The following is a 25,498-nucleotide window of genomic DNA, read 5'->3' as shown; positions in this document are numbered from 1 at the left end:
TCCCGCCGGGTGCGGGACACTGTCATGAGGCCGCCTCTACGATCCGTGTGAGAGGTGACACTCATCGACGGGGCAGACAAGGGGAACCAGCCGATTTCCCGACGCGTGGATACGATCAGTAAGCAGTATCAGGACGGCAACAACGGAGGAGGTGCCCGATGGGAGTCCTGAAGCGTTTTGAGCAGCGTCTCGAAGGCCTGGTCAACGGCACCTTCGCCAAGGTGTTCAAGTCCGAGGTCCAGCCCGTCGAGATCGCCGGCGCCCTCCAGCGCGAGTGCGACAACAACGCGACGATCTGGAACCGCGAGCGGACCGTCGTCCCCAACGACTTCATCGTCGAGCTGAGCGCGCCCGACTTCGAGCGTCTGAGCCCCTACTCCGGACAGCTCGGCGACGAGCTGGCGGGCCTGGTGCGCGACTACGCCAAGCAGCAGCGCTACACCTTCATGGGCTCCATCAAGGTCCATCTGGAGAAGGCCGACGACCTCGACACCGGGCTCTACCGGGTGCGCAGCCGCACCCTCGCGTCGAGCACCTCGCAGACGCCCGGCGCGGGCCCCCAGGGCCCCGAGGCGGGCGGCCGTCCCGAGTCGAGCGGCCAGGGAGCGCGCGGAGGCTACGGCTATCCGCCGCCCGCGACCGCGCCCCCGATGCCGTCCGGCCCGCCGCCCGGCGGCAGGCCCGGTCTCTCCGCCGTGCCGGACCGAGGTCCGGCGACGGGTCCCGGCCCGCTGCCGGGCGCCCAGGTGCGGCGCTGGATCGAGATCAACGGCACCCGCCATCAGATCTCCCGCCCGACGCTGGTGCTGGGCCGCAGCACCGACGCCGATGTGCGGATCGACGACCCCGGCGTATCGCGCCGGCACTGTGAGATCCGGACCGGAACGCCCTCCACGATCCAGGATCTCGGGTCCACCAACGGCATCGTGGTGGACGGGCAGCACACCACCCGCGCTACGCTCCGCGACGGCTCGCGGATCGTCGTGGGCAGCACCACCATCGTTTACCGGCAAGCCGAAGGGTGAAGCGGGGGCAATGTCAGAGCTGACCCTGACGGTCATGCGGCTGGGTTTCCTAGCCGTTCTGTGGCTGTTCGTCATCGTGGCCGTCCAGGTCATTCGCAGCGATCTGTTCGGTACGCGGGTCACGCAGCGCGGTTCACGCCGCGGCGCGGACCAGCGTCCCCAGCAGACTCGCCAACCCGCCGCGCCACCACCGCAGCGGCAGCAGTCCGGCAGCCGCCAGCGGCGCGGGGCACCCACCAAGCTGGTGGTGTCCGAGGGCACCCTCACCGGCACCACCGTGGCGCTCCAGGGCCAGACGATCACCCTGGGCCGCGCACACGACTCCACCATCGTGCTGGACGACGACTACGCGTCCAGCAGGCATGCCAGGATCTATCCGGACCGTGACGGCCAGTGGATCGTCGAGGATCTCGGGTCCACCAACGGCACATATCTCGACCGGACCCGGCTCACCGCACCGACACCGATTCCGCTCGGCGCGCCGATCCGCATCGGCAAGACCGTCATCGAGCTGCGGAAGTAGTAAGACAATGAGCGAGCGGAGCGAGCGAGCCGCAGCGGTCCCGACAGCGGACCGGGACGGGCTCCCGACCGGAGGGTGGGCAGTGTGGCGCGAGACCGGCTGTACCCCGAGCCGACGGGCGAGGTGCGCATGAGTCTGTCCCTGCGCTTCGCCGCCGGATCGCACAAGGGCATGATCCGCGAGGGCAATGAGGACTCCGGCTACGCCGGGCCCCGGCTGCTCGCCATCGCCGACGGCATGGGCGGTCAGGCGGCGGGCGAGGTCGCCTCATCGGAGGTCATCTCCACCCTCGTCCAGCTCGACGACGATGTGCCCGGCTCGGACATCCTCACCTCGCTCGGCACCGCCGTGCAGCGCGCCAACGACCAGCTCCGGCTGATGGTCGAGGAGGATCCGCAGCTCGAAGGCATGGGCACCACGCTCACCGCCCTGCTCTGGACCGGCCAGCGGCTCGGTCTGGTGCATGTCGGCGACTCCCGCGCGTATCTGCTGCGCGACGGGGTGCTCACCCAGATCACCCAGGACCACACCTGGGTGCAGCGGCTGGTGGACGAGGGCCGGATCACCGAGGAAGAGGCCACCACCCATCCGCAGCGCTCGCTGCTGATGCGCGCGCTGGGCAGCGGCGACCATGTCGAGCCCGATCTCTCGATCCGCGAGGTCCGCGCCGGCGACCGGTATCTGATCTGCTCGGACGGGCTCTCCGGAGTGGTCTCCCACCAGACGATGGAGGAGACCCTCGCGGGCTATCAGGGCCCGCAGGAGACGATCCAGGACCTGATCCAGCTCGCCCTGCGCGGCGGCGGACCCGACAACATCACCTGCATCGTCGCCGATGTGTTCGACACCGACGCCCATGACAATCTGGCCGGGCAGCTCAGCGACACCCCGGTCGTGGTGGGCGCGGTCGCCGAGAACCAGCTTCAGCTGAACGACGGCGGCGCGATGCAGACCCCGGCGGGCCGCGCGGCCGGCCTGGGCCGTCCCGTACCCCCGCAGAACGGCGGCTTCGGCCCGCCCGGAAGCGGCGAGGGCTACGGCGGAATGCCCCCCGAGGGCGGCTTCGACTCCTACGACGACGAGGACTTCACCAAGCCCGGCGGCGGACGCAAGTGGCTGAAGAGATCCTTCTTCCTCGTGCTCGCCCTCGCGGTCGTCGGCGGCGGTCTGTACGGCGGCTACCGCTGGACGCAGACCCAGTACTACGTCGGCACCAAGGACGGGCACGTCGCCCTCTACCAGGGCATCAGCCAGGATCTGGCGTGGATCTCGCTCTCCAAGGTCGAGAAGAGCCACCCCGAGATCGAACTCAAGTACCTCCCGCCCTACCAGCGCAAGCAGGTGGAGGCCACGATCACGCAGAAGAGCCTGGGCAAGGCGCGGGCCAAGGTCGGCGAGCTGGCCGCCCAGGCCTCCGCGTGCAAGAAGGACGAGCAGCGCCGCGACGCCGCCGACCGCGCGAGCGCCCCGCCGCCCGGCGAGGGCGAGGCCGGGGGAGTCGCCGCCGCCCCCGCCGTACCGAAAGACAAGAAGAAGCCGACCGCTGCCTCTCCCTCTCCTACTCCGGGCCCCACCCTCTCGGAGGACGAGCAGAAGCTGGCCTCGAACTGCGGTAAGCAGTAATCAGCCGTAGGGGGCCTTCTCCACCATGAGCGTTGTCACCAACACCACCACGATCGGCGCGATCGAGGCACCGAGCCGCCGCAACACCGAGCTGATGATGCTCGCCTTCGCGGTCGCCGTCCCGGTCTTCGCGTACATCAATGTGGGGCTCGCCCTCGACGGCAAGCTGCCGACCGGAGTCCTCGGCTACGGACTGGGGCTCGGGCTCCTGGCCGCCGTGGCGCATCTGGTGGTGCGGAAGTTCGCCAAGTACGCCGACCCGCTGCTGCTGCCCCTCGCGGTGCTGCTCAACGGACTCGGGCTGGTCCTGATCTGGCGGCTGGACCAGTCACAGCGGCTGATCCAGCGCGCCGAGTACAGATGGGGGTCGTTCTCCCCCGACGCGCCCAAGCAGATGCTGTACTCGGCGATCGGCATCGCGCTCTTCGTCGCCGTGCTGCTGGTCCTCAAGGACCACCGGATCCTTCAGCGGTACACCTACATCTCGATGGCCGCCTCGCTGATCCTGCTGGTGCTGCCGATGTTCTTCCCCGCCCGCAACGGCGCGAAGATCTGGATCAGCCTCGGCCCGATCAACCTCCAGCCCGGCGAGTTCGCGAAAATCATCATCGCGATCTTCTTCTCCGGCTATCTGATGGTGAAGCGGGACGCCCTGGCACTCGCCAGCCGCCGGGTGATGGGCCTGTATCTGCCGCGCGGACGCGACCTCGGCCCGATCCTGGTGGTCTGGGCGATGTCGATCCTCATCCTCGTCTTCGAGACCGACCTCGGCACCTCGCTGCTGTTCTTCGGCCTCTTCGTGATCATGCTGTACGTCGCCACCGAGCGGACCAGCTGGATCATCTTCGGCCTGCTGATGTCGGCGGCCGGCGCGGTCGGGGTCGCCACCTTCGAACCGCACGTCCAGCAGCGCGTGCAGTTCTGGCTGAACCCCTTCGCCGATGAGACCTGGCGGCAGAGCGACCAGATCGGCCAGGCGCTGATGTCCTTCGGCGCCGGCGGAACCCTGGGCACCGGTCTGGGCCAGGGCAACTCGGACCTGATCGGCTTCGCCGCCAACTCCGACTTCATCCTCTCCACCGTCGGCGAGGAGTTCGGCCTCGCCGGGATGATGGCGTTCCTGATGATCTACGGCCTGATCGTGGAGCGCGGTGTGCGCACCGCGCTCGCGGCCCGCGACCCCTTCGGCAAGCTGCTCGCGGTCGGTCTCTCCGGGGCCTTCGCGATCCAGGTCTTCGTGGTCGCCGGCGGTGTGATGGGCCTGATCCCGCTGACCGGCATGACGATGCCGTTCGTCGCGGCCGGCGGTTCATCGGTGATCGCCAACTGGGCGCTGATCGCCATTCTGATCCGTATCAGCGACACCGCGCGCCGGCCCGCGCCCGCGCCCGCCCCGTCCCCCGACGCCGAGATGACCCAGGTGGTCCGACCGTGAACAAGCCCCTGCGCCGGATCGCGATCTTCTGCGGAATCCTGATTCTCGCCCTGCTGGTGCGCACCAACTGGCTCCAGTACGTCGAGGCCGACGATCTCAACGAGAACGACCGCAACCGCCGGATCCAGATCGACCGGTACGCCAGCGAGCGCGGCAACATCATCGTGGACGGCAAGCCCATCACCGGCTCCGTCAAGACGGACGACACCGACTTCGTCTTCAAGCGGACCTATGTCGACGGCCCCATGTGGGCCCCGGTGACCGGGTACGCCTCGCAGGCCTTCGACGCCAACCAGCTGGAGAAGCTCCAGGACGGCATCCTCTCGGGCAACTCCGACCAGCTCTTCTTCGACCGCACGATGGCGATGTTCACCGGCGACAAGAAGAAGGGCGGCAATGTCGTCACCACCCTGAACGGCGCCGCCCAGAAGGCCGCCTGGAAGGGCCTCGGCAAGAAGAAGGGCGCGGTCGCGGCCATCGAGCCGAAGACCGGGAAGATCCTGGCGCTCGCCTCGACCCCCTCGTACGACCCCGCCTCCTTCGCCGGGTACGCGGCGAAGGACGAGAAGGCGTGGAACGCGCTGGACAAGGACAAGAACAAGCCGACGCTCAACCGGGCGCTGCGCGAGATCTATCCCCCCGGCTCCACCTTCAAGGTCCTCACCGCCGCCGCCGCCCTGGAGCACGGCGCGGTGAAGAGCGTCGACGAGCCGACCGACACGCCCGAGCCGTACATCCTGCCGAACACCCGCACCCCGATGACGAACCTCGTCACCGGGTGCGAGAACGTCAGCCTGAAGAAGGCCCTGGAGATCTCCTGCAACTCCGTCTTCGCCAAGCTCGCCGACGACGTCGGCCGGGAGAAGATGCTGGAGACGGCCGAGAAGTTCGGCTTCAACGACCCCGAGCTGTTCACCCCGGTCCGGGTCTCCGAGTCGGTCTACGACAAGGAGATGGAGCGCTCCGAGAACTCGCTCTCCGCGATCGGCCAGTTCAACACCGCCACCACCCCCCTCCAGATGGCCATGGTCACCTCGGCCATCGCCAATGACGGCAAGCTGATGAAGCCGTACATGGTCGACCAGCTGGAGTCGCCGGACCTCGATGTGATCGAGAAGACCGAGCCCGAGGAGATGAGCCGCCCGATCTCCCCGGAGACGGCCCAGCTCGTCCAGCAGATGATGGAGAACGTGGTCGAGAGCGGCAGCGGCAAGCGCGCCCAGATCGGCGGCGGCGTCAAGGTCGGCGGCAAGACCGGTACCGCGCAGCACGGCGCGAACAACAGCAAGCGGCCGTACGCCTGGTTCATCTCGTACGCCAAGACCGGCGACGGGTCCCAGGTCGCGGTCGCCGTGATCGTCGAGGACGCCGGCGGCACCGCCCGTGACGACATCTCCGGCGGCGGACTGGCCGCCCCGGTCGCCAAGGATGTGATGCAGGCGGTACTGGACGGCAAGGAGTGACTCGGCTCACCCCTGACCTCCATACCCGCACATTGCGATACCGGTCAGGTATCAGCTGACGGTCACGGACCGATCGGGTGGTGGGCGGCCGGTAGCGTAGTCGCGAACAGCACACCGCCGGACCACACTCAGGGTGCGGTGGGGACTGACGGAGAGGGCTGGAACAGCTATGGAAGAGCCGCGTCGCCTCGGCGGGCGGTACGAACTGGGATCGGTGCTCGGCCGCGGTGGCATGGCGGAGGTCTACCTCGCCCACGACACCCGGCTCGGCCGCACCGTCGCCGTGAAGACGCTGCGGGCCGACCTCGCCCGTGATCCGTCCTTCCAGGCCCGGTTCCGCCGTGAGGCCCAGTCGGCCGCCTCGCTCAACCATCCGGCGATCGTCGCGGTCTACGACACCGGCGAGGACTACGTCGACGGGGTCTCCATCCCGTACATCGTGATGGAGTACGTCGACGGCTCCACGCTCAGAGAGCTGCTGCACTCCGGACGGAAGCTGCTCCCCGAGCGCACGCTGGAGATGACGATCGGCATCCTCCAGGCGCTGGAGTACTCGCACCGCAACAACATCGTCCACCGTGACATCAAGCCGGCCAACGTCATGCTGACGCGGACCGGCCAGGTCAAGGTGATGGACTTCGGCATCGCGCGCGCCATGGGCGACGCCGGGATGACGATGACCCAGACCTCCGCGGTCATCGGCACCGCCCAGTACCTCTCCCCCGAGCAGGCCAAGGGCGAGCAGGTCGACGCGCGCTCCGACCTGTACTCCACCGGCTGTCTGCTCTACGAACTCCTCACCGTGCGCCCGCCGTTCATCGGCGACTCGCCGGTGGCGGTGGCGTATCAGCATGTGCGCGAGGAGCCGCAGACTCCGTCGAACTTCGACCCCGAGATCACCCCCGAGATGGACGCCATCGTCCTGAAGGCGCTGGTCAAGGACCCCGACTACCGCTATCAGTCGGCGGACGAGATGCGCGCGGACATCGAGGCCTGCCTCGACGGCCAGCCGGTCGCGGCCACCGCGGCGATGGCGATGGGCACCTCGGGCTACGGCTACCCGCCGGAGGAGCAGCCGGGCCACGCGCTGCGCCACCCCGACCCGGCCGCCGCCCAGACCTCGATGCTGCCGCCGATGAACCCCGACGACGGGGGCTTCGGCGGCTATGACGACGGCCGGGGCCGCCGCCGCCAGCGCAAGTCCAGCACTTCCACGGTCCTGCTGGTGGTCTCGGGCATCCTGGTGCTGGTCGGCGCGATCCTGATCGCCCGGTATGTCTTCGGCGACAAGCCCGATCCCGGTGAGATGGCGGTGCCGTCGATCGTGGGCCTGACCGTCAAGGAGGCCGAGGAGGACGCCGCGAACGCGGGCATCAAGCTGGCCGAGGCCGGCCGGGAGCGCTGCGACCAGCCCAAGGGCGATATCTGTAGCCAGACCCCGGCCGATGGCACGATCACGCAGGGCGACACCATCACCTATGTGCTCTCCGAGGGCGCGCCGCAGGTCGAGGTCCCGGACGTCACCGAGAAGTCCAGGGACAACGCCGAGGACGCGCTGGAGCGCAAGGGGTTCGAGGTGGAGGTCAAGGAGGTCGAGTCCTCCCAGGCCGACCCCGGCACGGTGATGAGCCAGAATCCGGCGCAGAACAGCATGGCCGACAAGGGGACCAAGGTCACCATCACGGTGGCCACGCAGTCGCTCCAGACCGTGCCCCCGGTCGTCGGCAACCAGCTGTCCTCGGCGCAGACCCAGGTGTCGGCGGCCGGCTTCCAGGTGAACACCGAGTACGTGGACTCCGAGAAGCCCAAGGACGAGGTCCTCAGCCAGACCCCGGACGGGGACACCAAGGCGGCCAAGAACAGCACGGTCACGCTCAGGGTCTCCAAGGGCCCGGAGCAGACCGCTCAGGTTCCCAGCCTGGTGGGCGCGACCCTCGGGGACGCCAAGCAGCTGCTGGCGCAGTCCGGTCTCCAGATCGGCGACATCACGGGCCCGGCCGACGACGCCGCCCGCGTCATCGCGCAGGACCCCGGGCCCGGCAGCCAGGTCGCCCCGAATCAGCGGATCAAGGTGACGACCGCCGACTTCGGCGGGGGCAACGGCAATGGCGACGGGAACAACGGCGGCGGCGACAACCAGAACGGCGGCGGTGACAACGGCGGCAGCGAAGGTGACGGCGACGGCGAGGAGGGCGGGTTCATCGGCGGCATAGGAGGCTGATGGACCCCCTCGGTGAGACGGCCACCGCCTCACCCGTGACGGCGGCACAGTGAGAAGCCCCGGCGGCCCTGGAAAGGGCGGCCGGGGCTTCTCACTGTGCGGCTGCGGGAGAGGGCCGGATCAGCGCAGCTCCGCCGGCTTGGAGCGGTCCTTGTCGACCTTGACCTCGCGCACCAGCTCGCCCCAGACGATGTAGCGGTAGTCGGAGGTGAAGACGGGGGTGCAGGTCGTCAGGGTGATGTACCGGCCCGCCTTGGTCTTCCCCGACTCCTTCGGCACCGGATCGATCACATCGACGTTGTACTTGGACGTCTCCGGCAGCGACTTGTAGACCTTGTAGACGTACCAGGTGTCCCGGGTCTCGAAGACGATCGGGTCGCCGTTCTTCACCTTGTGGATGTTGTGGAACTTCGCCCCGTGGCCGTCGCGGTGCGCCGCCAGGGTGAAGTTGCCCCTGGCGTCCCAGGGGAGCGCCGACTTGACCGGCTTGGTGTAGTAGCCCGCGATGCCGTCGTTGAGCTTCTTGGGGTCGGTGCCCTTCTTCACCAGCACCTCGCCGTTCTTCATGGCGGGTACGTGGAGGAAGCCGATGCCGTCCCGGGTGTCGAGCGAGCCGGGACCGGCGGCCCCGCCGCCCCGGCCGTCCTTCCAGCCCTCGCGCATCAGATCGCCCTGCCGGGACGACTCACGGTCGGCGAGGACATTCGTCCACCACAGCGAGTAGACGACGAAGAGCCCCAGCACCACACCAACGGTGATCAGCAGCTCACCGAAGACACTGATGACGCCGGCGATCCGGCTGCGCGCACGTGACACTGCTTCTCTTCCCGTCCTGGCCCAGGATCGAAGTCCTCAGCTTACGAGCGCATCCGGTTTGCCCTTGCTGCGCGGCCGTTCCTCGACCATCTTGCCCCAGACGATCATCCGGTACGTACTGGTGAATTCGGGCGTACAGGTGGTGAGGGTGATGTACCGGCCGGGCTCGGTGAAGCCGGAGCCGGGCGGTACGGGGCTGATCACCTGGACATTGGACGGCGGGGTCTGCTGGAGGATGCTGGCCATCGTGTACGTGTAGTACGTGTCTTGGGTCTCGACCACGATCGGGTCACCCGGCTTGAGGCGGTTGATGTACCGGAAGGGCTCGCCGTGGGTGTTGCGGTGGCCCGCGACCGCGAAGTTGCCCGTCTTCGCGGAGGGGAGCGCGGTCTTGAGCCGGCCCTCGTTGTAGTGGCCCACCATGCCCCGGTCGAGCACCTTCTCGCTGTTGACGCTGGCGGCGACGGGGACGACGACATCCAGCTTGGGGATGTGCATGATGGCGAAGCCCTGGCCGGGGGCGAAGGCGTCCGGTTTGCGGCCGTCCGCCCAGGCTTCCTGGATCTTGTTGGTCTCCTTGTCGACCTCCTGCCCCGCGCGGATGTTGGTCCACCAGAGCTGATAGGTGACGAAGAGCAGCATCAGCACGCCGAAGGTGATGAACAGCTCGCCCATGGCGCGGCTGGCGAGCACGGCCGGGCTCTCCTTGGCGGCCTTGGCCGCGCGGCGGGCCTCGACCCGGGTCAGCGGCCGTCCTGGGGGCTCGTGGCCCCCGGGGCCCTCCTGGCCCCCGAAGGCGTTCGGCGGGCCGTACGGCGAGGGCGGCGGTCCGGCAGGGGGCCGGGCGGCGGCGGGGGGCGGCAGGCGCTTGCGGCCCCGGCCCCTGGCGGCTCTCCGCCGCTCGGCCCGCCCCTGCCCGGCGGGAGGCTCTCCGTACCCGGCGGACGATTCTCCGTACCCGGCCATGGGGTCGTAACTCTCCCCGGCCCGCCCGGCGGTCACACCAGAGCCTTGGCCACAGCCTTGCCCACCACTGGGGCGAGCCCCTCCGAACGGGCCACCGCCCCGCTGTCGCCGCACTGTTCGAGCCAGTTGGCGAGCATCAGATGCCCGTACTCGGTGAGGACCGACTCGGGGTGGAACTGCACTCCCTCGACGGGCAGATCACGGTGGCGCAGCCCCATGATGATGCCGTCCGCCGTCCACGCCGTGACCTCCAGCTCGGCCGGGAGCCGCGCGGGCTCGGCGGCGAGCGAGTGGTAGCGGGTCGCTCTGAACGGCGAGGGCAGCCGGGAGAAGACGCCCTTGCCCTCGTGGCTGACCGGGGAGGTCTTGCCGTGCAGCAGCTCGGGGGCGCGGTCCACCACGCCGCCGTACGCCACCGCCATCGACTGCATGCCGAGACAGACCCCGAAGACGGGCACCCCGGTGTCGGCGCAGTGGCGCACCATGTCGACGCAGATCCCGGCCTGCTCGGGAGCGCCGGGCCCGGGGGAGAGCAGGACGCCGTCGAAGCCGTCCTGGGCGTGGGAGAGGGCCACCTCGTCGTTCCGCACGACCTCGCACTCGGCGCCGAGCTGGTAGAGGTACTGGACGAGGTTGAAGACAAAGCTGTCGTAGTTGTCGACGACCAGAATGCGTGCGCTCATCGGGCGGCTCCTCGTTCCCCACCGGCGCCGGTGTCGGCGCTCGCTCCGTCGACCGTCACATCACCGAACGGAAGCAGTGGCTCCGCCCACGGGAAGACGTACTGGAACAGCACATAGACGGCCCCGAGGACCAGCACGAGCGAGATGAACGCCCGCACCCACGCGTTGCCCGGCAGATGCCGCCAGATCCAGCCGTACATTGCCGTCCCTTTCCGTTCGGTACCGCTCCAGACTAAGGGTCGGGGCGGTCCGGCGGGTCGGCTGTGGAAACTCGCTACCCGGACGGGTCCCGGCCGCCGGTCACCGGCCGGGTGGCGGCCAGCCGGGCCCAGACGATCAGACGGTGGCTGCTGCCCCACTCCGGCTCGCAGGTGGTCAGCGTCAGATAGCGCCCGGGACGGCCGAAGCCGGACTTCTCGGGTACGGGGTCGATCACCCCGATGTCGGTCGGAACCGTCCGCAGGGCCCGCTTCGCCACCCGGTAGGTGAACCAGGTCCTCCCGTCCGTCAGGACGATCGCGTCCCCGGCGCGGAGCCGGGGGAAGTCCTTGAAGGGGTCGCCGTGGGTGCGCCGGTGCCCGGCGACCGCGAAGTTCCCCGGCGCGCCGAGGGCGGCGGTGCCCGCGTAGTGGCCGAGGCCTCTGCGGAGGGTGTCCGTCCGGGTGCCTTCGAGGACCGGCCACTCCCAGTCGCGGCCGAAGCGGGGGATGTGCATCACGGCGAAGGACCGTCCGTCGCGGTACGCCGGCGGCCGGGAGGGGGTACGGGGCGGCGGGCCGGCCCTCCCTGCCGTCGGCGCCCGGGAGGGCGGCACGGGCGCGGCCGGGGTCCCGACGGCGGCCGGAGCGTCCGGAGTATCCGGTTCCGCCGTGATCGCGGGCTCTTCGGAGACCGGGGCGGCGGGGGAGGCCGGGGCCGGGGAGCCGGTCCGCTCCTGGGACCAGTGCGCCCGCAGCCGGTCCATCTCCCCCTCGGCGGCGTCCGCCGACGTCACTCCGGTCCAGAACACCGCGTACCCGGCGAACAGCACGATCACCGTGCCGGCCGTGACGCACAGCTCGCTGAAGACCCTGACGATCAGCCGCACCGACACCGAACCGCCCCCAGCCTGACTCAGGCGCTACTCCACGGGCTTCGCATAGTGCAGATCCACTGTGCCCGAGTAGCCGGGAAGAGTCACCGCGTCGCGCTCGTCGACTTTCCAGCCGAGCCCGTAGGCCTTCACATACAGCTGATAGTTCTGGAGCGCGGTGGACTCCTCCAGCGCCTTCTCCAGCCGGCCCTGGTCCCCGATCGCGGTGACCTTGTACGGGGGCGAGTAGACCCGGCCCTGGAGGATCAGCGTGTTGCCGACGCAGCGCACGGCGCTGGTGGAGATCAGCCGCTGGTCCATGACCTGGATCCCCTCGGCCCCGCCCTTCCACAGCGCGTTCACCACGGCTTGCAGATCCTGCTGGTGAATGACCAGGTCATTGGCCTGGGGCTCGGGGTATCCGGGGGCGGCCTGGGCGTTCGGCGGAGCGTCGTCGAGGGTGACGGTGAGCGCCCGGCCCCGGACCTTCCGGGTCCCGGACGCCTTCTCCAGCGCGGCGAGGCGCTCGTCCTCCGACCGGGTGGAGCCGTCGTCGCGGTCGGCGAGCGTGTCCACCTCGCCCCGGAGCGTGGCCGTCGACTCGTCCAGATGACCGTTTCTGGCACTGCGCTGCTGAATCAGGTCCGAGAGCTTCAGCAGGGAGTCGTCGCTGCGGAGATTGGTGCCCCTCGCGGTGTTGAAACTGGTCACGAAGATCAGCCCGGCGAGGGCGAAGACGGCGGCCGTCAGCAGCCGGCCCGTTCTCCTTCTGAGGATTCGAACCGGCCCTGGCCTGGAGTTGGCGGAATTACTCAACGTACCCTTATCTCCTCAGGCGCCGCGGAAGCACTACGCTAACGGACGCCCGGGGGAGGCGGTGGGCCCCGTCGCCTCCAGCTCCGGACGCCAGCCACAGTTTCCCTGCGCGGTCACGCAGCGCATCGACAGGAGAGTCCCTCGTGCCGAAGTCACGTATCCGCAAGAAGGCCGATTTCACGCCGCCGCCCGCCAACAGGCAGGCGACCGCCATCAAGCTGACCAACCGCAGCTGGGTCGCCCCGGTGATGCTCGCGCTGTTCCTGGTCGGGCTGGCCTGGATCGTTCTCTTCTATGTGACCGAGGGCAAGCTGCCGCTCGACTCCATCGGCGACTGGAACATCGTCGTGGGCTTCGGCTTCATCGCCGCGGGCTTCGGCGTCTCCACCCAGTGGAAGTAGCGGCTTCACACCGTCACCCGGCGCGTCAAGCCTTGCCCTGAGTTATCCACAGCGTTGTCCACAGTGGGGAAAAGGTCAGACGATCTGTGGATAACCTTCAGGACGTTGACGCCGGTGTGACTGCGGCGGCCATCTCGGTGACGGTCTCCCGCCCCTTGTCCCTGCTGGAAAAATCCAGTTCAGCGACAAGGGGCACACATGTTCCGCACAGCCTGCACAGGATCCGCCACCCGTTGTGGACAACCATGGGGAAAGCTTTCGCCCCGGGCCCGCACCGGCCCGCCCGTCGGCTCCGCGGCCAGCTCAGCGGCCGGCTCCGCGGTCAGCTCAGGGCGAGGGTTCTCGCCACCACCATCGCCAGGATCACCAGCAGCACCGCCCCGCAGACCCCGGCCTGAACCAGGGTGCGCCGGGCACGCGGCGCGTAGACCATGCCGAGGGCGATCACCGCACCCACCACCAGCCCGCCGATATGCCCCTGCCAGGAGATTCCCGGCCGGGCGAAGGTGAGCACCAGGCTGATCACGAGGATCACCGCGACCGGCCGCATATCGAGATTCGAGCGCCGGGCCAGCACCGCGAAGGCCCCCATCAGACCGAAGATCGCACCCGACGCGCCGAGCGAGGGCTGATTCTCCGCGGCCAGCAGATAGGCGAGCGCGCTGCCGCCGAGCCCCGAGAGCAGATAGAGCGCGAGGAAGCGGCTCCGGCCGAGCGCGGGCTCCACGATCCGGCCCAGAAACCACAGGCCGAGCATGTTGAAGACGATGTGCGACAGATCCTGGTGGAGAAAGACCGAGGTCAGCAGCCGGTACCACTGGCCGTCGGCGACCCCGACGACCTCGCCGAGATGAGGATTGACGGCCAGCCCGATCAGCTCGGTCCGGGCCACGAACTCCTTGCCCAGCGTGAGCACCAGGGCGTACACCGCGACATTGATCCCCAGCAGGATCTTGGTCACCAGGAAGGGATCGGCGGCGATGGTCCCGCCCGCGATGGTGCGCGGCTGGACGGCGGACGCGCTGTGGCCCGTGCCCGAACCGGTCTTCACACACTCCGGACACTGGAAGCCCACCGAGGCGCTGATCATGCACTGGGGGCAGATCGGGCGCTCGCAGCGGGTGCAGCTGATGCCCGTCTCACTGCCCGGATGCCGGTAGCAGCTGGGCAGCGAGGGGCCGCCCCGCGCTCCCTGCGGCTCCTGCGGACTGCCTGGCGCCTGATCCATGAGATCCCTCAATCCTCCTCAAGCAACACACCGCCCCGTCCATCCAGACGGACGGACGGGGCGCATTTGTTCCCTGCCGGCCGGAGAACCGGCCGGCGGGCCCGTCGGCAGACCCGCCGCCGGACCGGACGGGACTCAGCCCTGGCGGGTCTCGATCACCACGGACTCGATCACCACGTCCCGCAGCGGGCGGTCGCTGCGCGGGTTGGTCTCGGTGGCCGCGATCTCGTCCACGACCTTGACGGAGGGAGCGCCGACGACCTCGCCGAAGATGGTGTGCTTCCCGGTCAGCCAGGTGGTGGGCGACACGGTGATGAAGAACTGGGAGCCGTTGGTGCCCGGGCCCGCGTTGGCCATGGCCAGCAGATACGGCTTGGTGAAGGCCAGCTCCGGGTGGAACTCGTCGGCGAACTTGTAGCCCGGACCGCCGGTGCCGTTCCCCAGCGGGTCGCCGCCCTGGATCATGAAGCCGCTGATCACCCGGTGGAAGACCGTGCCGTCGTAGAGCTTCTCCGTGGACTTCACGCCGGTCTCGGGGTTGACCCACTCGCGCTCGCCCTTGGCCAGCTCGACGAAGTTCTTGACCGTCTTGGGCGCGTGGTTCGGCAGCAGCCGGACCTCGATGTCGCCGTGGTTGGTCTTCAGGGTGGCGTAAAGCTGCTCGGCCACGGTCCTGCCTTCCGTAAAGACTTTTCAGAGTTCTGAACCGTCAGATCCTCGCACGGAAGACACGCGCATACGGAAAAACCTCCGCGTCTCAGCCGCGAAGGCGTATAAGGGCACGGCGTCGTACCAGGGGTGCGGTATGACCGTCATGACCCGGATGCCCGTCCCGCATGCCGGGGCAGCGGTCAGCGGGCATGATGTGCCAGCAGGGGGAAAGGCGAAACACACCGCTACTGGGAAGTGCCCCAGATCAGAGGAACGCCACCGAGGAGGAGGATCCCTGTGACCCGCATCGACAGCGTGCGCGCCGCGACCGATTCGGCGAAGGACAGCGTCCTGCACGCCGCGGAAGTGGTGGCGCCTTACGCCGGTACGGCCCGGGACCAGGCCGTTCATTACGCGCATGAGGCGCGTGTGCACATCGCTCCGAAAGTCTCCAAAGCCGCTCGCCGGGCCCGTGCTCAGGCTCGTGTTCAGTACGCCGCCCATGTGGCGCCGCATGTGCCGCCCCAGGTGGACGACGCCGCGCACCGGGCGGCTCATCAGGCTCGCAAGGCCGCTCGTCAGGCGGCCGACTACACCAGGCCGCGCGTCGAACAGGCGGTCGCCGCCGCTCAGCCCGTACGGGAGGAGGCGGTGGCCCGCTCCGGGGCCGCGCTGGCCGCGCTGCGTGGTCAGGTGACGGCGAAGGAGATCGCCAAGCTGGTGCGCAAGCACGAGCGGCGATCGAGGGCCGCGCGGTTCGGCAAGGGGTTCTTGATCGTCGGCGTGGTGGCCGGCGGGGCCTTCGCCGTCTGGAAGTGGTGGGACAAGCAGGCCAACCCCGACTGGCTGGTGGAGCCGCCCGCCGCGACCGAGCTGTCCGACCGCGACCGCCTCTCGTCCGTGGACGGCAGTCCCGAGGCGCTGACCCCCGAGGTCCTGGCGAAGCAGGCCGAGGCCGAGGCGGAAGCCGCCGAAGACCGGGACGAGCGCCGCTGACCGGGAGCGGGTCTCTCACCGCCGTACCGCTGGGGCGCGTCCGGAGCACCGCCGTGGTGGGGCCGGGGCGTTCGGCCGTCGTGCCGCTGGGGCGCGCACGCGGGGCCGGGGCGTTCCCGGCGCATCACGCGGCGGTGGTCAGCAGCGAGGGGTCGGCTCCCGAAGCGGAGCCCTTGGCCGCGCGCGAGCCGATCGAGACGGCGCCGGAGTCGAGCGCCAAGGGGTCCAGGGCCGGCAGCTTGCGCACGGACGGCGACGCGTTGTGGGCCTCGGCCCTGATGCGCTGCTTGATGGTCGGCGGCAGCGATCTCGTACGCGAACCAGGGCTCCAGCGCGTGGTCTGCGCGGGCACCGACGGCTTCCGCTCAGCCGCCGAGGGCTCGCGGTCCACCGGGGTGGGACGACCCGAGCGTCCCCTGCGGTCCTGCCTACCGGCCCCGGAATCCCGTCGGGCCCGCCGGCGGTCGCGCCGATCGCGCCGGTGATCCCGCTGGTCCGGAAGGCCCGGCCGCCCGGACCGGCCGGGTCGGCCCTTGCGTCCGCGTGCCCCCGTGCCGCCGGAGAGATCCTCGCGATCCACCCGATCCACCCGATCCGTGTGGTCCGTGTGGTCCGGGTGGTCCGTACGGCCCCCGAGGACCGCACCGGCCTCCGGCAGCTCCCGCCCGGCCGGGCCCTGGGCGGCGGAGCGGCGCACGGCGGCGGCGGCGCCGGTCAGTCCGATCGAGGTGAGCACCGCGACAAGAGCGGTGATGAAGGCGGTCCAGACACTTCTGACCGTGATGACTTTGACGGCGGCCATGACCCCTCGCTTTCTTCCATTTCAGGTGGGGCGATCTACATACCTTTCTCATGATGTGTATGCATCTCGAGTTGCGAAGGACCGACGCAGCAGGTACGCAGTTCTTCTGATGAACACCACCCGTACGGCCCTCTCCGGCGTGCGGAGTTCGCTCCGGTATGTCCTCCCGGCACGGAAGGGAGCGGTTCTCGGCCGTTCCCCACCTCCTCGGCCAAAGTCCCGGCACTCCTCAACCCGTCGGCTCCTCACCGCGCCTTTCAGGGCGAAGGGCTCTGAGCAGGGCGAGGCACCGAACGAGGAGGAACCCGTGGGCATCCAGGGGTGGAGAAGCGCCGCTCTGGCGACCGGCATGGCCGGGGTGATCATCGGTACGGTCGGCGCGACCGCGACCGCCGGTACGGCCGCCGCGACCGCGAGCGCGCCGAAGGCCGATCTGCGGGCGGACGTCAACCGCGACGGCCGCGTCGATGTGAAGGGCGGTTCCGACACCCCGGGCGAGAACACCTGGACCCGGCTCAGGGGCGCGGTGGTGCTCCCGAACATCGACGACGACACCCGGCGCTGCCCGACCCGTACCGCCGACGGCAAACCGCTGGGCGACAAGGAACTCGCCCGCTGCCACGACGCGGCGGACACCGTGGTGAACGGCGCGAGCGACGCGGCGGACCTGGCCCGGCTGCGTACCGTGCCGGCCCCGGAGGTCTCGTCGGACGCCTACGGCACGGTACGGATCGTGGGCCGCGCCGCCGGGCGGCTCTTCGTCCAGCGCGCCGGGAAGTGGAAGCACCTCAAGGCCGACGACCGGCTCACCGCCGCCGAGCTGCGCTCGGGCGTGGAGCTGGGTATCGAGGCCACCGATGTGGTCCGGGACGCCGCCCGCTGGGACGGCGAGATCCTGGTCCGCTTCGGCATCACCGACGGCGCGGCCTCCGCCAAGGACGACGTCCGGCTGAAGACCGCCCCGGTGCTGACCCACCATCACCGGCAGAAGGCCCAGGAAGTCCTGGTCACCCAGGTCGCCGAGGTACCCGGCATGCCCGAGCTGGTGCCCGAGCAGGCGAAGTTCGTCAAGGACCTGGAGCGGGAGGTGCGGGCCGCCGGCATCAAGAAGCCGGTCAAGAAATTCGTCTCGTACGACGATCCCTGGGCGCAGGACTTCGTGGAGCCCGGCTATGTGAGCATGACCGGCCCGAACGGCAAGGCGCACGCCATCCGGGTGATGATCCGCTCGGCCCAGGACCGCCCGGCCGGCCGTGAGCTGTTCGAGCGGCTGCGCGGCAAGGACGTCGGAGTGGTCCAGGTCGGCCAGGGGCTGCCGAGCGAGGAGGCCACGCTGAACTCCACCGGGAATCTGGAGACGATCCCGCCCTACCGGCACAAGGGAAAGGCGTACCCGGCGGGCCGGATCATCATGGGCGAGCGGGCGGACACGAAGTCCCGGCCCGCGAAGTCGATGACGACCTTCCTCTCCTCGCAGGGCGAGCAGTCGCCGCTGCTGCTGGACACCGGATGGCTGGGCGTCGGCCATGTGGATGAATTCGTCCAGTTTCTGCCCGCGAAGACGGAGCGCGGCTGGCGCATCGGCATCTCCGACCCGGACGCGGGCCTCGAAGTGCTCCGGAAGGCGCGAGCGGGCGGCCACGGCTCGGCGAAGATGTTCTCCGTCCCGGACAAGTTCGGCATGTCCGCGCCGAAGGAGACCATCGGCCAGATGCTGGAGAACAAGAACTTCCTCGCCGACAACAAGCTCGCGGCGGACCGGATCAAGGCCAACCTCCGGGTACTGAAGGCCGAGACGGGGATCACCGAGGCCGAGGTGGTCCGGGTGCCGGGCCTGTACGCCCGCCACGACACGGGCTCCGGCGCGAAGCTGGGCAAGCTCGGCGGCGACGCGTTCGCCCGGCTCGGCCAGGGGCCGAAGACCAAGCCGTACGCCGGGTCCACCGAGTCCACCGGGTCCACCGAGCGGAGCCGGGCGAAGGCGGCTCCGGTGGAGACCGGCGCGTACATCCCCGGCGCGATCAACGGCGTGGTGCTCAGCGACTCGCGCTATCTCTCGGCCCAGCAGTGGGGCCCGGTCATCGGCGGCCGGGACGTCTTCGGCGCGGCGGTGAGCGCCGCGTACGCCAAGGCCGGGTTCACGACCGCGTACATCGACGACTACTACACGTACCACTTGGGCGGCGGCGAGGTGCACTGCGCCACCAACACGCTGCGCGACACCTCTCAGCCGTGGTGGAAGCTCTCCTAGCCTCGGCTTCGGCTTCGGCTTCCGCCAAGCCGGAAGCGGCCGGTGGCCCCCCGCGCCCTTCGGGTACGGGGGGCCACCGGCGTCCGTGCTCGCGGGTGCGGGTCAGCTCTTCTTGTCCTCGCCCGGACGCTGGCCCTTGGAGTCCACGACATCGCGGTCCATCACGGCGGTGCGCGCGGTGACGGTGCCGGCCTTGACGCCGTAGGCGTCCTTGAGCTGGACGGTGCGCTCGCCGAGATGGGTGTAGGTCGTGCGGTCGAAGATCCACTCGGTGCGGCTGACGCCCTCGTGGTCCGTCAGGGCGACGGCGACGCCCTCACGGCCCGCCGCGTCCTCGGCCTTGTTCACCAGGACGACACCCGGGATCTTGGCCGCGGTCCGGTAGAGCGCGGCAGAGACCTGCGGCGACGCGAGCTGTCCGCGCAGCAGGTCGCCGATGGTGACGAAGGCCTGCTGATGCGGCCCGTTTCCCGCGCCCTTCGTCTCCTTGTAGATCTTCTTCAGCAGGACGTCCGGGTCGGTGGGGAGAGTCTTCAGATAGTCGTACGAAGGTGCGTTCAGCGACGCCTTGTACTCCTCGCCCAGCTCGGGAGAGTTCTCACCCTGGGAGACGTCGTCGGGATCCTCGGCGTAGTAGTCGAGCGAAGCGCCCTTGGTGACGCCCTCCTCCGCGTACCAGCCCTTCTCGCCGTCGGGCGACACCCAGTCCTCCCTGGTGTGCGGGGGGATCACCTTGGGTGCCTCGTCCGCGGCGGAGGCCAGGTTCGAGACCGTGCTCCTGACGTAGATGTACTGGTCCTCCCGGGGCTCCTTGGCCTTCTTCTTGGCGGCGGCGGAGGAGATACGGGACATCACGGATGCCACATTCTCGGTGCTGCCGAGGTCGAGGGTGGCGGGGGCCCCGGCGATCCCGCCCGTGCCCTTGCCGCCGGCCGTGCTCGTGCCCGTACCCGTGCCGTCGTTTGTCAGCACGCCGGTCAGCAGCGCTCCGGCCAGGGCCAGCGCGGTGAGCGGGACACCGACGTACAGCGCGCGGCGGACGGGCCGGACCCGGGCCCCGGACCTGACGCCGTCGGCGTTCGGCTGGATCTCTTGCATCAGATGCTCCTCAAGGAGTCGTCGGCGGTCGTGCGACAGATCCGGGTCACCGGGCGCGGGCAGCAGCCGGGACAGCTCCGCACGGTCGAGCGGCTGCTGCGGCCGCCGCCAAGGGGTGCGGTTCATCGGTTCTTCTCCTCGTTCGACCGGGCCGCTTCCGTGCGGCCACCCTGTACTTGTCCGCGGGCGGAACGGAGTTCCATCCTTTTCTCCACCGGTCCCTGCGACAGTCCCTGCGGCAGTTCCTCCGGAGGGTTGCGCAGCTCCTCGGCCGCGAGCGCGCGCAGCCGGACGCGGGCCCTGGAGAGCCGGGAGCGGACCGTGCCGACGGGCACCTTGAGCGCCTCGGCCGCCTCCGCGTAGCCGAGGCCCGACCAGACGCAGAGCGTGAAGACCTCCCGGTCGCCGCGGCGCAGCCGCTTCAGCGCGCGTTGGGCGGCGGCGAGCTGGGCGGCGTCGGTGAGCCGTCCGACGAGTTCGTCGGCGAAGTCGGGCACGGTGTCACGGGCCGGCAGCCGGTCCAGGGCCGCGCGGTGACGGCGGGCCGCGCGGGTCGTGTTGCGCAGCACATTGACGGCGATCCCCATCAGCCAGGGCCGGGGGCTGTCCCCCTCGTCGCGCAGTTTGCGCCGGAGTCGCCAGGCCTCCAGAAAGGTGAGGGACACGACGTCCTCGGCGACCGTCCAGTCGCCGGTGGTCCGCACGGCGTGCCGGTAGACCAGGGAGGCGTGGGCGGCGAACAGTTCCCTGAAAACCGCCGGATCGCCCTCGCGTATTCGCGCATGCATCGAATAGTCCACGTGAACTCTTGTCCGGCGGTGGCGGGGAGTTCCCGTGATTCAGGTCACCCGGGATCCGGCTCCGGCTCCGGCTCCGGCTCCGGCTGCCGGACAGAAGCAGAAACAGAGGAGGCGGAGGAGGCGGAGGAGGCGGAGGAGGCGGAGGAGGCGGAGGCCTGAAGGCACTCCTCCAGAAAGCCGAGCGCCCGCAGATGGTAGGCGCGGGCCGCCCAGCCCAGGCTGATGTTGTGCCCCGCGCCCGGCTGACGGTCCACCAGCAGGCGTGGTGCGGCGAGCAGTCCGGTGAGTTCGGCGATCGCCTCCGGATCGTGCCGCCACCACCCCTCGTACTCGGCGAAGGTCAGCCGGACGGGCACCCTCACCTCGGCGGCCACCGCCGGGAAGCGCTCCTCCCACCGCGCCGCCTCGGCCCCTTCGCGTACCGGGACATCGGCCACCGCCGTGGCGGCGAGCCGGAAGGTGTCCAGCGGATAGAGGCCCAGCGGGCCCCAGTTCAGCCCTCTGCCGCCGCCGAATCCGCTGCCCGTACCGGTACGCGCGGGCTTGGCGGCGTACCGGTGGCCGCAGCCCGAGATGTCCAGCCCGAGGAGCGCGGGGTGGAGGCCCCGCGCGGCGGCGGTCAGGGCGACCTTGCCGCCGTAGGAGTGGGCGAGGACGAAAAGGCCCGCGCCGAGGGGACGGCGGGCCGCGAAGTCGTCCAGCGCCGACCGCAGCGCGGCGGCCTGCCCTTCGAGGGCCAGTCCCTCGGGCAGCGCGGCGGCGGAGGCCCCGTAGCCGGGGCGGTCCACGGCGAGCACCGTGTATCCCAGCCCGGCCCCGAGCGTGAGCAGCGAGAGGGTGGGGTGGGCCCGCCCGTCGAAGTAATGGGCGTTCATCCCCCCGCCGTGCACGGCGAGGACGGTGGCGCGCGGCGGCCCCGGCGGCTCGGCGAGCAGGGCGGAGAGCGTCACTCCGCCCGCGTCCAGCGAAATGCGGGAGACGGACGGGGGCAGGGCCGGGGCCGGGGGCGGGGCCGGGGAGCGCGGTGGACGGGACAGGACTCCTCCTCGGTGAGGATCATCGTGTGCGGCCGGCCTCAGCGTACGGCGGCGGCGGCGATTACCGCTGAACCCGCACCGTTCGGCAGGATGGGCGGCATGACCGAGATCCGCACCCCCCGTCTCCTCCTCCGCCGCTGGCACGACGACGACCTCGTCCCCATGGCGGAGATCAACGCGGACCACGAGGTCATGCGGTGGATCGACGACGGCTCGACCCTCGACCCGGAAGCCACCGCCGAGGCGATCGAGCGGTGGGAGGAGGAGTGGGACGACGAGGGCTTCGGCCTCTTCGCCGTCGAGCTGCTGGCCTCGGGCGAGCTGATCGGCTTCACCGGCCTCTCCGTCCCCGAGTTCCTCCCCGAGGTACTGCCCGCCGTGGAGATCAGCTGGCGGCTCGGCCAGCAGTTCTGGGGCCAGGGCTACGCCTCCGAAGCCGCCCACGCCACACTGGAGTTCGCCCTCCAGGACCGCGGCCTCGACCGGGTCGTCGCCATCAGCCGGCTGGGCGACGAGGCCTCCGAGAACGTCATGAACAAGCTCGGCATGTCACTCGACCACGAGACCAAGCACCCGGTCCACGGCCACTCCCTCACCGTCCACACCATCGACCTCACCGAATTCGACGCCTGAGCCGGGCAGGGATCCTCGATGCACCTTCACGAGCACGTCCCCACCGATGATCCGTTCTTCGGCGGCGTCACCATCCGGCTCGACCACACGGCCGGGGAACTCCTCGTCGAGGGGGACGGCATACCGAGCGTCGTCGTACGCCGCGCCGCCGGCACGCCCCTGGAGAGCAAGGTGCCGATCGGCACCCGCGACCCCGACCGTCTCACCATGACCATCGGCGATTCGGCCGTCCCCCTGCTCCCCGCCAAGGGCTTCCTGACCCGCCACTCCTACCGCGTGGACGCCGGAGAGGAAGACGCCCGCTACCGGCTCGTCCCCGTCTCCCTGGGCAGCAGCCGCCTCTCCCTCGGCGACACCCCCGTCGGAGACCTGACCTCCTCCGGGGACGGCAAGGTCTCCGCCGACTGGGCCGAGGACCGCCGGCTCACCCCTTACGAGGCCGCCCTCGGCTACACCCTCGCCGCCGCCTTCGGCACCGGCGCGGAGCCGATGTGGCAGCTCGCCCTGGACGCGGGGCTCGAAGCCCTCAACTGACCGCGGCGCGGAAGAGAACCGAAAAATACCCCCTCCGACCACGTTTCCGCAGGTCGGAGGGGGTATTCATGGTGGAGCCTAGGAGATTCGAACTCCTGACATCTGCCTTGCAAAGGCAGCGCTCTACCAACTGAGCTAAGGCCCCTCACACAGGCACGGCCGAACACACCATGTGTTCGCCTCGTGCCGCAGACAAGAGTACCGGGTGACCCCGGGGATCCTGCAAAACGATAGGGACTCCCGGTGGGCGACCACTCTCCGTAAGATGCTCGTCGTGGTTCGCAGCAGCGAAGCCCGCTTGGGGAAGCGATGGGGAGACGCGCATGGACGCCGCTCAGCAGGAGACGACCGCCAGAGCCAGGGAGCTGCAGCGGAGCTGGTACGGGGAGCCCCTGGGAGCGCTCTTCCGCCGGCTGATAGACGACCTGGGGCTGAACCAGGCACGTCTCGCCGCGGTTCTCGGCCTCTCGGCCCCCATGCTCTCCCAGCTGATGAGCGGCCAGCGCGCGAAGATCGGCAACCCGGCCGTGGTCCAGCGCGTCCAGGCGCTCCAGGAGCTGGCCGGACAGGTGTCCGACGGCAGTGTGAGCGCCGTCGAGGCGACGGACCGGATGGAAGAGATCAAGAAGTCCCAGGGGGGATCCGTGCTGACCGCCAACAGCCAGACCACCAACAGCACCGGCGCGCCGACGGTGCGCCGGGTGGTGCGGGAGATCCAGTCGCTGCTGCGGTCCGTCGCGGCCGCGGGGGACATCATCGACGCCGCCGACTCCCTCGCCCCCACCCATCCGGAGCTGGCAGAGTTCCTCCGGGTGTACGGGGCCGGGCGGACCGCGGACGCCGTGGCGCACTACGAGTCCCACCAGAGCTGACAGACAACTGAGGCCGGAGACGGGCGGAGCGGGGCCTCACGAGGAACGAGGAACGGGGAGCGGACGCAGCACCATGGGTGAGGTCTTCGCCGGTCGGTACGAGCTGGTCGACCCGATCGGACGCGGAGGGGTGGGGGCCGTCTGGCGCGCCTGGGACCACCGGCGCCGCCGCTATGTGGCGGCGAAGGTGCTCCAGCAGAGCGACGCGCACACCCTGCTCCGCTTCGTCCGCGAACAGGCGCTGCGCATCGACCACCCCCATGTCCTCGCCCCGGCGAGCTGGGCGGCGGACGACGACAAGGTGCTGTTCACCATGGACCTGGTGAGCGGCGGATCCCTCGCCCATGTGATCGGCGACTACGGGCCGTTGCCCGCCCGCTATGTCTGCACCCTGCTCGATCAGCTGCTGTCCGGCCTCGCCGCGGTGCACGCGGAGGGCGTCGTGCACCGGGACATCAAACCGGCGAACGTCCTGCTGGAGGCCACCGGAACGGGCCGGCCGCATCTGCGGCTCTCCGACTTCGGGATCTCCATGCGCAAGGGCGAGCCGCGCCTGACCGAGACCAACTATGTCGTGGGCACGCCCGGCTACTTCGCCCCGGAGCAGATGGACGGCGCGGAGCCCGACTTCACCGCCGATCTCTTCGCGATCGGGCTGGTGGCGCTCTATCTGCTCGAAGGGCAGAAGCCCGACTCCCGCGCCCTGGTGGACCACTTCACCAGCCATGGCACCCCAGGGGCCCCGCAGGGCATCCCCGAGCCGCTGTGGCAGGTGCTGGCCGGTCTGCTCCAGCCGGACCCCGAAGCGCGCTTCCGGAGCGCCACCGGGGCGCGCAAGGCCCTCGCGACCGCCGTGGAGATGCTTCCCGAGTCCGGGCCCGACGACGAGCCGGTGGAGATCTTCGACCAACTGGGTCCGCTCCCGGCGGGCTTCGGCCCCGAGGGCCCGGAACGCGACACCGCGCCCGAGAACCCCGTACCACCGGAAGCCCCCGCCCACCCGCCCACCGGCACCACCGGCACCACCGGCACCACGACGCCGCTGCTGCCCCCGCCGCCCGACGGCACACCGACACCGCCCGCCCCGGACCGCTTCGTACCACCGCCGCCGTCCCCGTCGGGCCGCTTCCCGGTCCCCCCGCCGCCCCGGCAGCCGCCCACCCCGCCCCCGCATCCGGCCCGGCCGGCCACTCCCCCGCCGCTGCCCGCCACCCTCACCGCGCTCACCGCGCCGGGGGCTCCCGCGCCGGCGCACGCCGCCGCCGTCGTCCACGTCCCCGCGCCCGCCGCCGCCCGCGCCGCGCGCGCCTCCCGGGCCGCCCGCAGACGGCGCGGCCCGAGCCGGAGAACCGCCCTCACGATGCTGGCGCTGGCGCTGATCTGCTTCGCCGGGGGCATCTGGGCCCTGTCGGCGGCCTGAACCCCGCGCGGTCCCGCCCGGCGAGAATCCCCGGATTCACATCCGCAATCAGGTGATTCACGAATGCCAATAATCGAAACCCGATCGCCCCGGGACAGCACAAGGCCCCGGCCGCTCACGGCGGCCGGGGCC

General features: G+C 70.2%; 25 protein-coding genes and 1 tRNA gene. 13 read left to right on the top strand and 13 right to left on the bottom strand.

Going from position 1 to position 25,498, the window contains the following annotated elements; genetic code table 11:
• Nucleotides 1–158: 158 nt before the first annotated feature.
• The 6 genes from ABD371_RS12735 to pknB all read left to right on the top strand — a co-directional run bounded on the left by ABD371_RS12735 (nt 159) and on the right by pknB (nt 8,290).
• Nucleotides 159–1,025 carry an FHA domain-containing protein gene (locus ABD371_RS12735; protein ID WP_344476061.1) on the top strand — a complete coding sequence of 289 codons (867 nt, stop codon included), beginning with the start codon at nt 159–161 and terminating at the stop codon, nt 1,023–1,025.
• A 10-nt stretch (nt 1,026–1,035) separates the two neighbouring features.
• Nucleotides 1,036–1,548: an FHA domain-containing protein FhaB/FipA gene (locus ABD371_RS12730; protein WP_344476059.1), complete on the top strand. Its 513-nt coding sequence runs from the start codon at nt 1,036–1,038 to the stop codon at nt 1,546–1,548.
• A gap of 129 nt (nt 1,549–1,677) precedes the next feature.
• Nucleotides 1,678–3,171 (top strand): PP2C family protein-serine/threonine phosphatase, encoded by a 1,494-nt coding sequence (locus ABD371_RS12725; protein ID WP_344476057.1) that lies wholly within the window; start codon nt 1,678–1,680, stop codon nt 3,169–3,171.
• A gap of 25 nt (nt 3,172–3,196) precedes the next feature.
• Nucleotides 3,197–4,606 (top strand): FtsW/RodA/SpoVE family cell cycle protein, encoded by a 1,410-nt coding sequence (locus ABD371_RS12720; RefSeq protein ID WP_344476055.1) that lies wholly within the window; start codon nt 3,197–3,199, stop codon nt 4,604–4,606.
• Complete coding sequence (locus ABD371_RS12715) at nt 4,603–6,069, top strand: peptidoglycan D,D-transpeptidase FtsI family protein (protein ID WP_344476053.1); 1,467 nt, start codon at nt 4,603–4,605, stop codon at nt 6,067–6,069. Before ABD371_RS12720 ends, ABD371_RS12715 begins: the two co-directional genes overlap by 4 nt.
• Before the next feature lie 169 nt (nt 6,070–6,238).
• Nucleotides 6,239–8,290, top strand: coding sequence for a Stk1 family PASTA domain-containing Ser/Thr kinase (pknB, locus tag ABD371_RS12710; protein ID WP_344476050.1), 2,052 nt, complete (start codon nt 6,239–6,241; stop codon nt 8,288–8,290).
• 120 nt (nt 8,291–8,410) lie between these two features.
• Here pknB and ABD371_RS12705 read toward each other — a convergent pair whose 3' ends face one another.
• The 6 genes from ABD371_RS12705 to ABD371_RS12680 form a co-directional block, all read right to left on the bottom strand.
• Nucleotides 8,411–9,106 carry a class E sortase gene (locus ABD371_RS12705; protein WP_344476047.1) on the bottom strand — a complete coding sequence of 232 codons (696 nt, stop codon included), beginning with the start codon at nt 9,104–9,106 and terminating at the stop codon, nt 8,411–8,413.
• A gap of 36 nt (nt 9,107–9,142) precedes the next feature.
• Nucleotides 9,143–10,198, bottom strand: coding sequence for a class E sortase (locus tag ABD371_RS12700; protein ID WP_344476545.1), 1,056 nt, complete (start codon nt 10,196–10,198; stop codon nt 9,143–9,145).
• Complete coding sequence (locus ABD371_RS12695) at nt 10,105–10,755, bottom strand: aminodeoxychorismate/anthranilate synthase component II (RefSeq protein ID WP_344476045.1); 651 nt, start codon at nt 10,753–10,755, stop codon at nt 10,105–10,107. The genes ABD371_RS12700 and ABD371_RS12695 overlap by 94 nt, the downstream gene beginning before the upstream one ends.
• The gene (locus ABD371_RS12690; protein ID WP_344476043.1) at nt 10,752–10,955 is read right to left on the bottom strand and encodes a hypothetical protein; all 204 of its coding nucleotides are present in this window, start codon (nt 10,953–10,955) and stop codon (nt 10,752–10,754) included. Before ABD371_RS12690 ends, ABD371_RS12695 begins: the two co-directional genes overlap by 4 nt.
• A gap of 74 nt (nt 10,956–11,029) precedes the next feature.
• Nucleotides 11,030–11,848 carry a class E sortase gene (locus tag ABD371_RS12685; protein WP_344476041.1) on the bottom strand — a complete coding sequence of 273 codons (819 nt, stop codon included), beginning with the start codon at nt 11,846–11,848 and terminating at the stop codon, nt 11,030–11,032.
• 27 nt (nt 11,849–11,875) lie between these two features.
• Nucleotides 11,876–12,643 (bottom strand): DUF881 domain-containing protein, encoded by a 768-nt coding sequence (locus tag ABD371_RS12680; RefSeq protein ID WP_344476039.1) that lies wholly within the window; start codon nt 12,641–12,643, stop codon nt 11,876–11,878.
• 143 nt (nt 12,644–12,786) lie between these two features.
• Here ABD371_RS12680 and crgA point away from each other — a divergent pair, with 143 nt between their 5' ends.
• Entirely contained in the window at nt 12,787–13,044 is a 258-nt protein-coding gene (gene crgA, locus ABD371_RS12675; protein ID WP_190121225.1) for a cell division protein CrgA, read from the top strand.
• A 322-nt stretch (nt 13,045–13,366) separates the two neighbouring features.
• Here crgA and ABD371_RS12670 read toward each other — a convergent pair whose 3' ends face one another.
• Nucleotides 13,367–14,272, bottom strand: a complete 906-nt coding sequence (locus ABD371_RS12670) for a rhomboid family intramembrane serine protease (RefSeq protein ID WP_344476036.1) — start codon at nt 14,270–14,272, stop codon at nt 13,367–13,369.
• Nucleotides 14,273–14,407: 135 nt separating this feature from the next.
• Complete coding sequence (locus ABD371_RS12665; protein ID WP_344476034.1) at nt 14,408–14,941, bottom strand: peptidylprolyl isomerase; 534 nt, start codon at nt 14,939–14,941, stop codon at nt 14,408–14,410.
• A 279-nt stretch (nt 14,942–15,220) separates the two neighbouring features.
• Between ABD371_RS12665 and ABD371_RS12660 the strand changes: the two genes are divergently transcribed.
• A complete protein-coding gene (locus ABD371_RS12660) occupies nt 15,221–15,919 on the top strand; it encodes a DUF5324 family protein (RefSeq protein ID WP_344476032.1) in 699 nt (232 codons plus the stop codon).
• A 124-nt stretch (nt 15,920–16,043) separates the two neighbouring features.
• Here the strand turns inward: ABD371_RS12660 and ABD371_RS35855 are convergent, their stop codons facing one another.
• Entirely contained in the window at nt 16,044–16,721 is a 678-nt protein-coding gene (locus ABD371_RS35855; RefSeq protein WP_381733734.1) for a DUF6344 domain-containing protein, read from the bottom strand.
• Nucleotides 16,722–17,070: 349 nt separating this feature from the next.
• Here ABD371_RS35855 and ABD371_RS12650 point away from each other — a divergent pair, with 349 nt between their 5' ends.
• The gene (locus ABD371_RS12650; RefSeq protein WP_381733780.1) at nt 17,071–18,972 is read left to right on the top strand and encodes a protein-arginine deiminase domain-containing protein; all 1,902 of its coding nucleotides are present in this window, start codon (nt 17,071–17,073) and stop codon (nt 18,970–18,972) included.
• A 102-nt stretch (nt 18,973–19,074) separates the two neighbouring features.
• Here ABD371_RS12650 and ABD371_RS12645 read toward each other — a convergent pair whose 3' ends face one another.
• The 3 genes from ABD371_RS12645 to ABD371_RS12635 are packed head-to-tail and all read right to left on the bottom strand — an operon-like array spanning nt 19,075 to nt 21,820.
• The gene (locus tag ABD371_RS12645; RefSeq protein WP_344476028.1) at nt 19,075–20,196 is read right to left on the bottom strand and encodes a CU044_5270 family protein; all 1,122 of its coding nucleotides are present in this window, start codon (nt 20,194–20,196) and stop codon (nt 19,075–19,077) included.
• Nucleotides 20,193–20,858 (bottom strand): RNA polymerase sigma factor, encoded by a 666-nt coding sequence (locus tag ABD371_RS12640; protein ID WP_344476026.1) that lies wholly within the window; start codon nt 20,856–20,858, stop codon nt 20,193–20,195. Before ABD371_RS12640 ends, ABD371_RS12645 begins: the two co-directional genes overlap by 4 nt.
• A gap of 56 nt (nt 20,859–20,914) precedes the next feature.
• A complete protein-coding gene (locus ABD371_RS12635) occupies nt 20,915–21,820 on the bottom strand; it encodes an alpha/beta hydrolase (RefSeq protein ID WP_381733738.1) in 906 nt (301 codons plus the stop codon).
• A 186-nt stretch (nt 21,821–22,006) separates the two neighbouring features.
• Between ABD371_RS12635 and ABD371_RS12630 the strand changes: the two genes are divergently transcribed.
• Together ABD371_RS12630 and ABD371_RS12625 are read left to right on the top strand one after the other, a co-directional pair.
• Complete coding sequence (locus ABD371_RS12630; RefSeq protein WP_344476024.1) at nt 22,007–22,540, top strand: GNAT family N-acetyltransferase; 534 nt, start codon at nt 22,007–22,009, stop codon at nt 22,538–22,540.
• 18 nt (nt 22,541–22,558) lie between these two features.
• Entirely contained in the window at nt 22,559–23,074 is a 516-nt protein-coding gene (locus ABD371_RS12625) for a hypothetical protein (protein ID WP_344476022.1), read from the top strand.
• A gap of 69 nt (nt 23,075–23,143) precedes the next feature.
• Here ABD371_RS12625 and ABD371_RS12620 read toward each other — a convergent pair.
• Nucleotides 23,144–23,219: transfer RNA gene (locus ABD371_RS12620), tRNA-Ala, on the bottom strand.
• A gap of 178 nt (nt 23,220–23,397) precedes the next feature.
• On the opposite strand from ABD371_RS12620, the gene ABD371_RS12615 reads away from it, so the two are divergent.
• Nucleotides 23,398–23,946 (top strand): helix-turn-helix domain-containing protein, encoded by a 549-nt coding sequence (locus tag ABD371_RS12615; protein ID WP_190121233.1) that lies wholly within the window; start codon nt 23,398–23,400, stop codon nt 23,944–23,946.
• A 73-nt stretch (nt 23,947–24,019) separates the two neighbouring features.
• The gene (locus tag ABD371_RS12610; RefSeq protein WP_344476020.1) at nt 24,020–25,366 is read left to right on the top strand and encodes a serine/threonine-protein kinase; all 1,347 of its coding nucleotides are present in this window, start codon (nt 24,020–24,022) and stop codon (nt 25,364–25,366) included.
• Nucleotides 25,367–25,498: the final 132 nt, after the last annotated feature.

Origin of the sequence: Streptomyces amakusaensis, assembly GCF_039532665.1 — a bacterium.
GTDB classification, from domain to species: domain Bacteria; phylum Actinomycetota; class Actinomycetes; order Streptomycetales; family Streptomycetaceae; genus Streptomyces; species Streptomyces amakusaensis.
This window is presented reverse-complemented; position numbering and strand designations above follow the sequence as displayed.

What these genes read in the sequence shown, in the direction of transcription:
- ABD371_RS12670 (WP_344476036.1), bottom strand. Translation starts at nt 14,272, where the DNA reads ATGGATCAGGCGCCAGGCAGTCCGCAGGAGCCGCAGGGAGCGCGGGGC.
- ABD371_RS12690 (WP_344476043.1), bottom strand. Translation starts at nt 10,955, where the DNA reads ATGTACGGCTGGATCTGGCGGCATCTGCCGGGCAACGCGTGGGTGCGG.
- ABD371_RS12610 (WP_344476020.1), top strand. Translation starts at nt 24,020, where the DNA reads ATGGGTGAGGTCTTCGCCGGTCGGTACGAGCTGGTCGACCCGATCGGA.
- ABD371_RS12725 (WP_344476057.1), top strand. Translation starts at nt 1,678, where the DNA reads ATGAGTCTGTCCCTGCGCTTCGCCGCCGGATCGCACAAGGGCATGATC.
- ABD371_RS12695 (WP_344476045.1), bottom strand. Translation starts at nt 10,755, where the DNA reads ATGAGCGCACGCATTCTGGTCGTCGACAACTACGACAGCTTTGTCTTC.
- ABD371_RS12640 (WP_344476026.1), bottom strand. Translation starts at nt 20,858, where the DNA reads ATGCATGCGCGAATACGCGAGGGCGATCCGGCGGTTTTCAGGGAACTG.
- ABD371_RS12720 (WP_344476055.1), top strand. Translation starts at nt 3,197, where the DNA reads ATGAGCGTTGTCACCAACACCACCACGATCGGCGCGATCGAGGCACCG.
- ABD371_RS12650 (WP_381733780.1), top strand. Translation starts at nt 17,071, where the DNA reads ATGGCCGGGGTGATCATCGGTACGGTCGGCGCGACCGCGACCGCCGGT.
- ABD371_RS12630 (WP_344476024.1), top strand. Translation starts at nt 22,007, where the DNA reads ATGACCGAGATCCGCACCCCCCGTCTCCTCCTCCGCCGCTGGCACGAC.
- ABD371_RS12615 (WP_190121233.1), top strand. Translation starts at nt 23,398, where the DNA reads ATGGACGCCGCTCAGCAGGAGACGACCGCCAGAGCCAGGGAGCTGCAG.
- ABD371_RS35855 (WP_381733734.1), bottom strand. Translation starts at nt 16,721, where the DNA reads ATGGCCGCCGTCAAAGTCATCACGGTCAGAAGTGTCTGGACCGCCTTC.
- ABD371_RS12625 (WP_344476022.1), top strand. Translation starts at nt 22,559, where the DNA reads ATGCACCTTCACGAGCACGTCCCCACCGATGATCCGTTCTTCGGCGGC.
- ABD371_RS12730 (WP_344476059.1), top strand. Translation starts at nt 1,036, where the DNA reads ATGTCAGAGCTGACCCTGACGGTCATGCGGCTGGGTTTCCTAGCCGTT.
- ABD371_RS12645 (WP_344476028.1), bottom strand. Translation starts at nt 20,196, where the DNA reads ATGAACCGCACCCCTTGGCGGCGGCCGCAGCAGCCGCTCGACCGTGCG.
- pknB (WP_344476050.1), top strand. Translation starts at nt 6,239, where the DNA reads ATGGAAGAGCCGCGTCGCCTCGGCGGGCGGTACGAACTGGGATCGGTG.
- ABD371_RS12735 (WP_344476061.1), top strand. Translation starts at nt 159, where the DNA reads ATGGGAGTCCTGAAGCGTTTTGAGCAGCGTCTCGAAGGCCTGGTCAAC.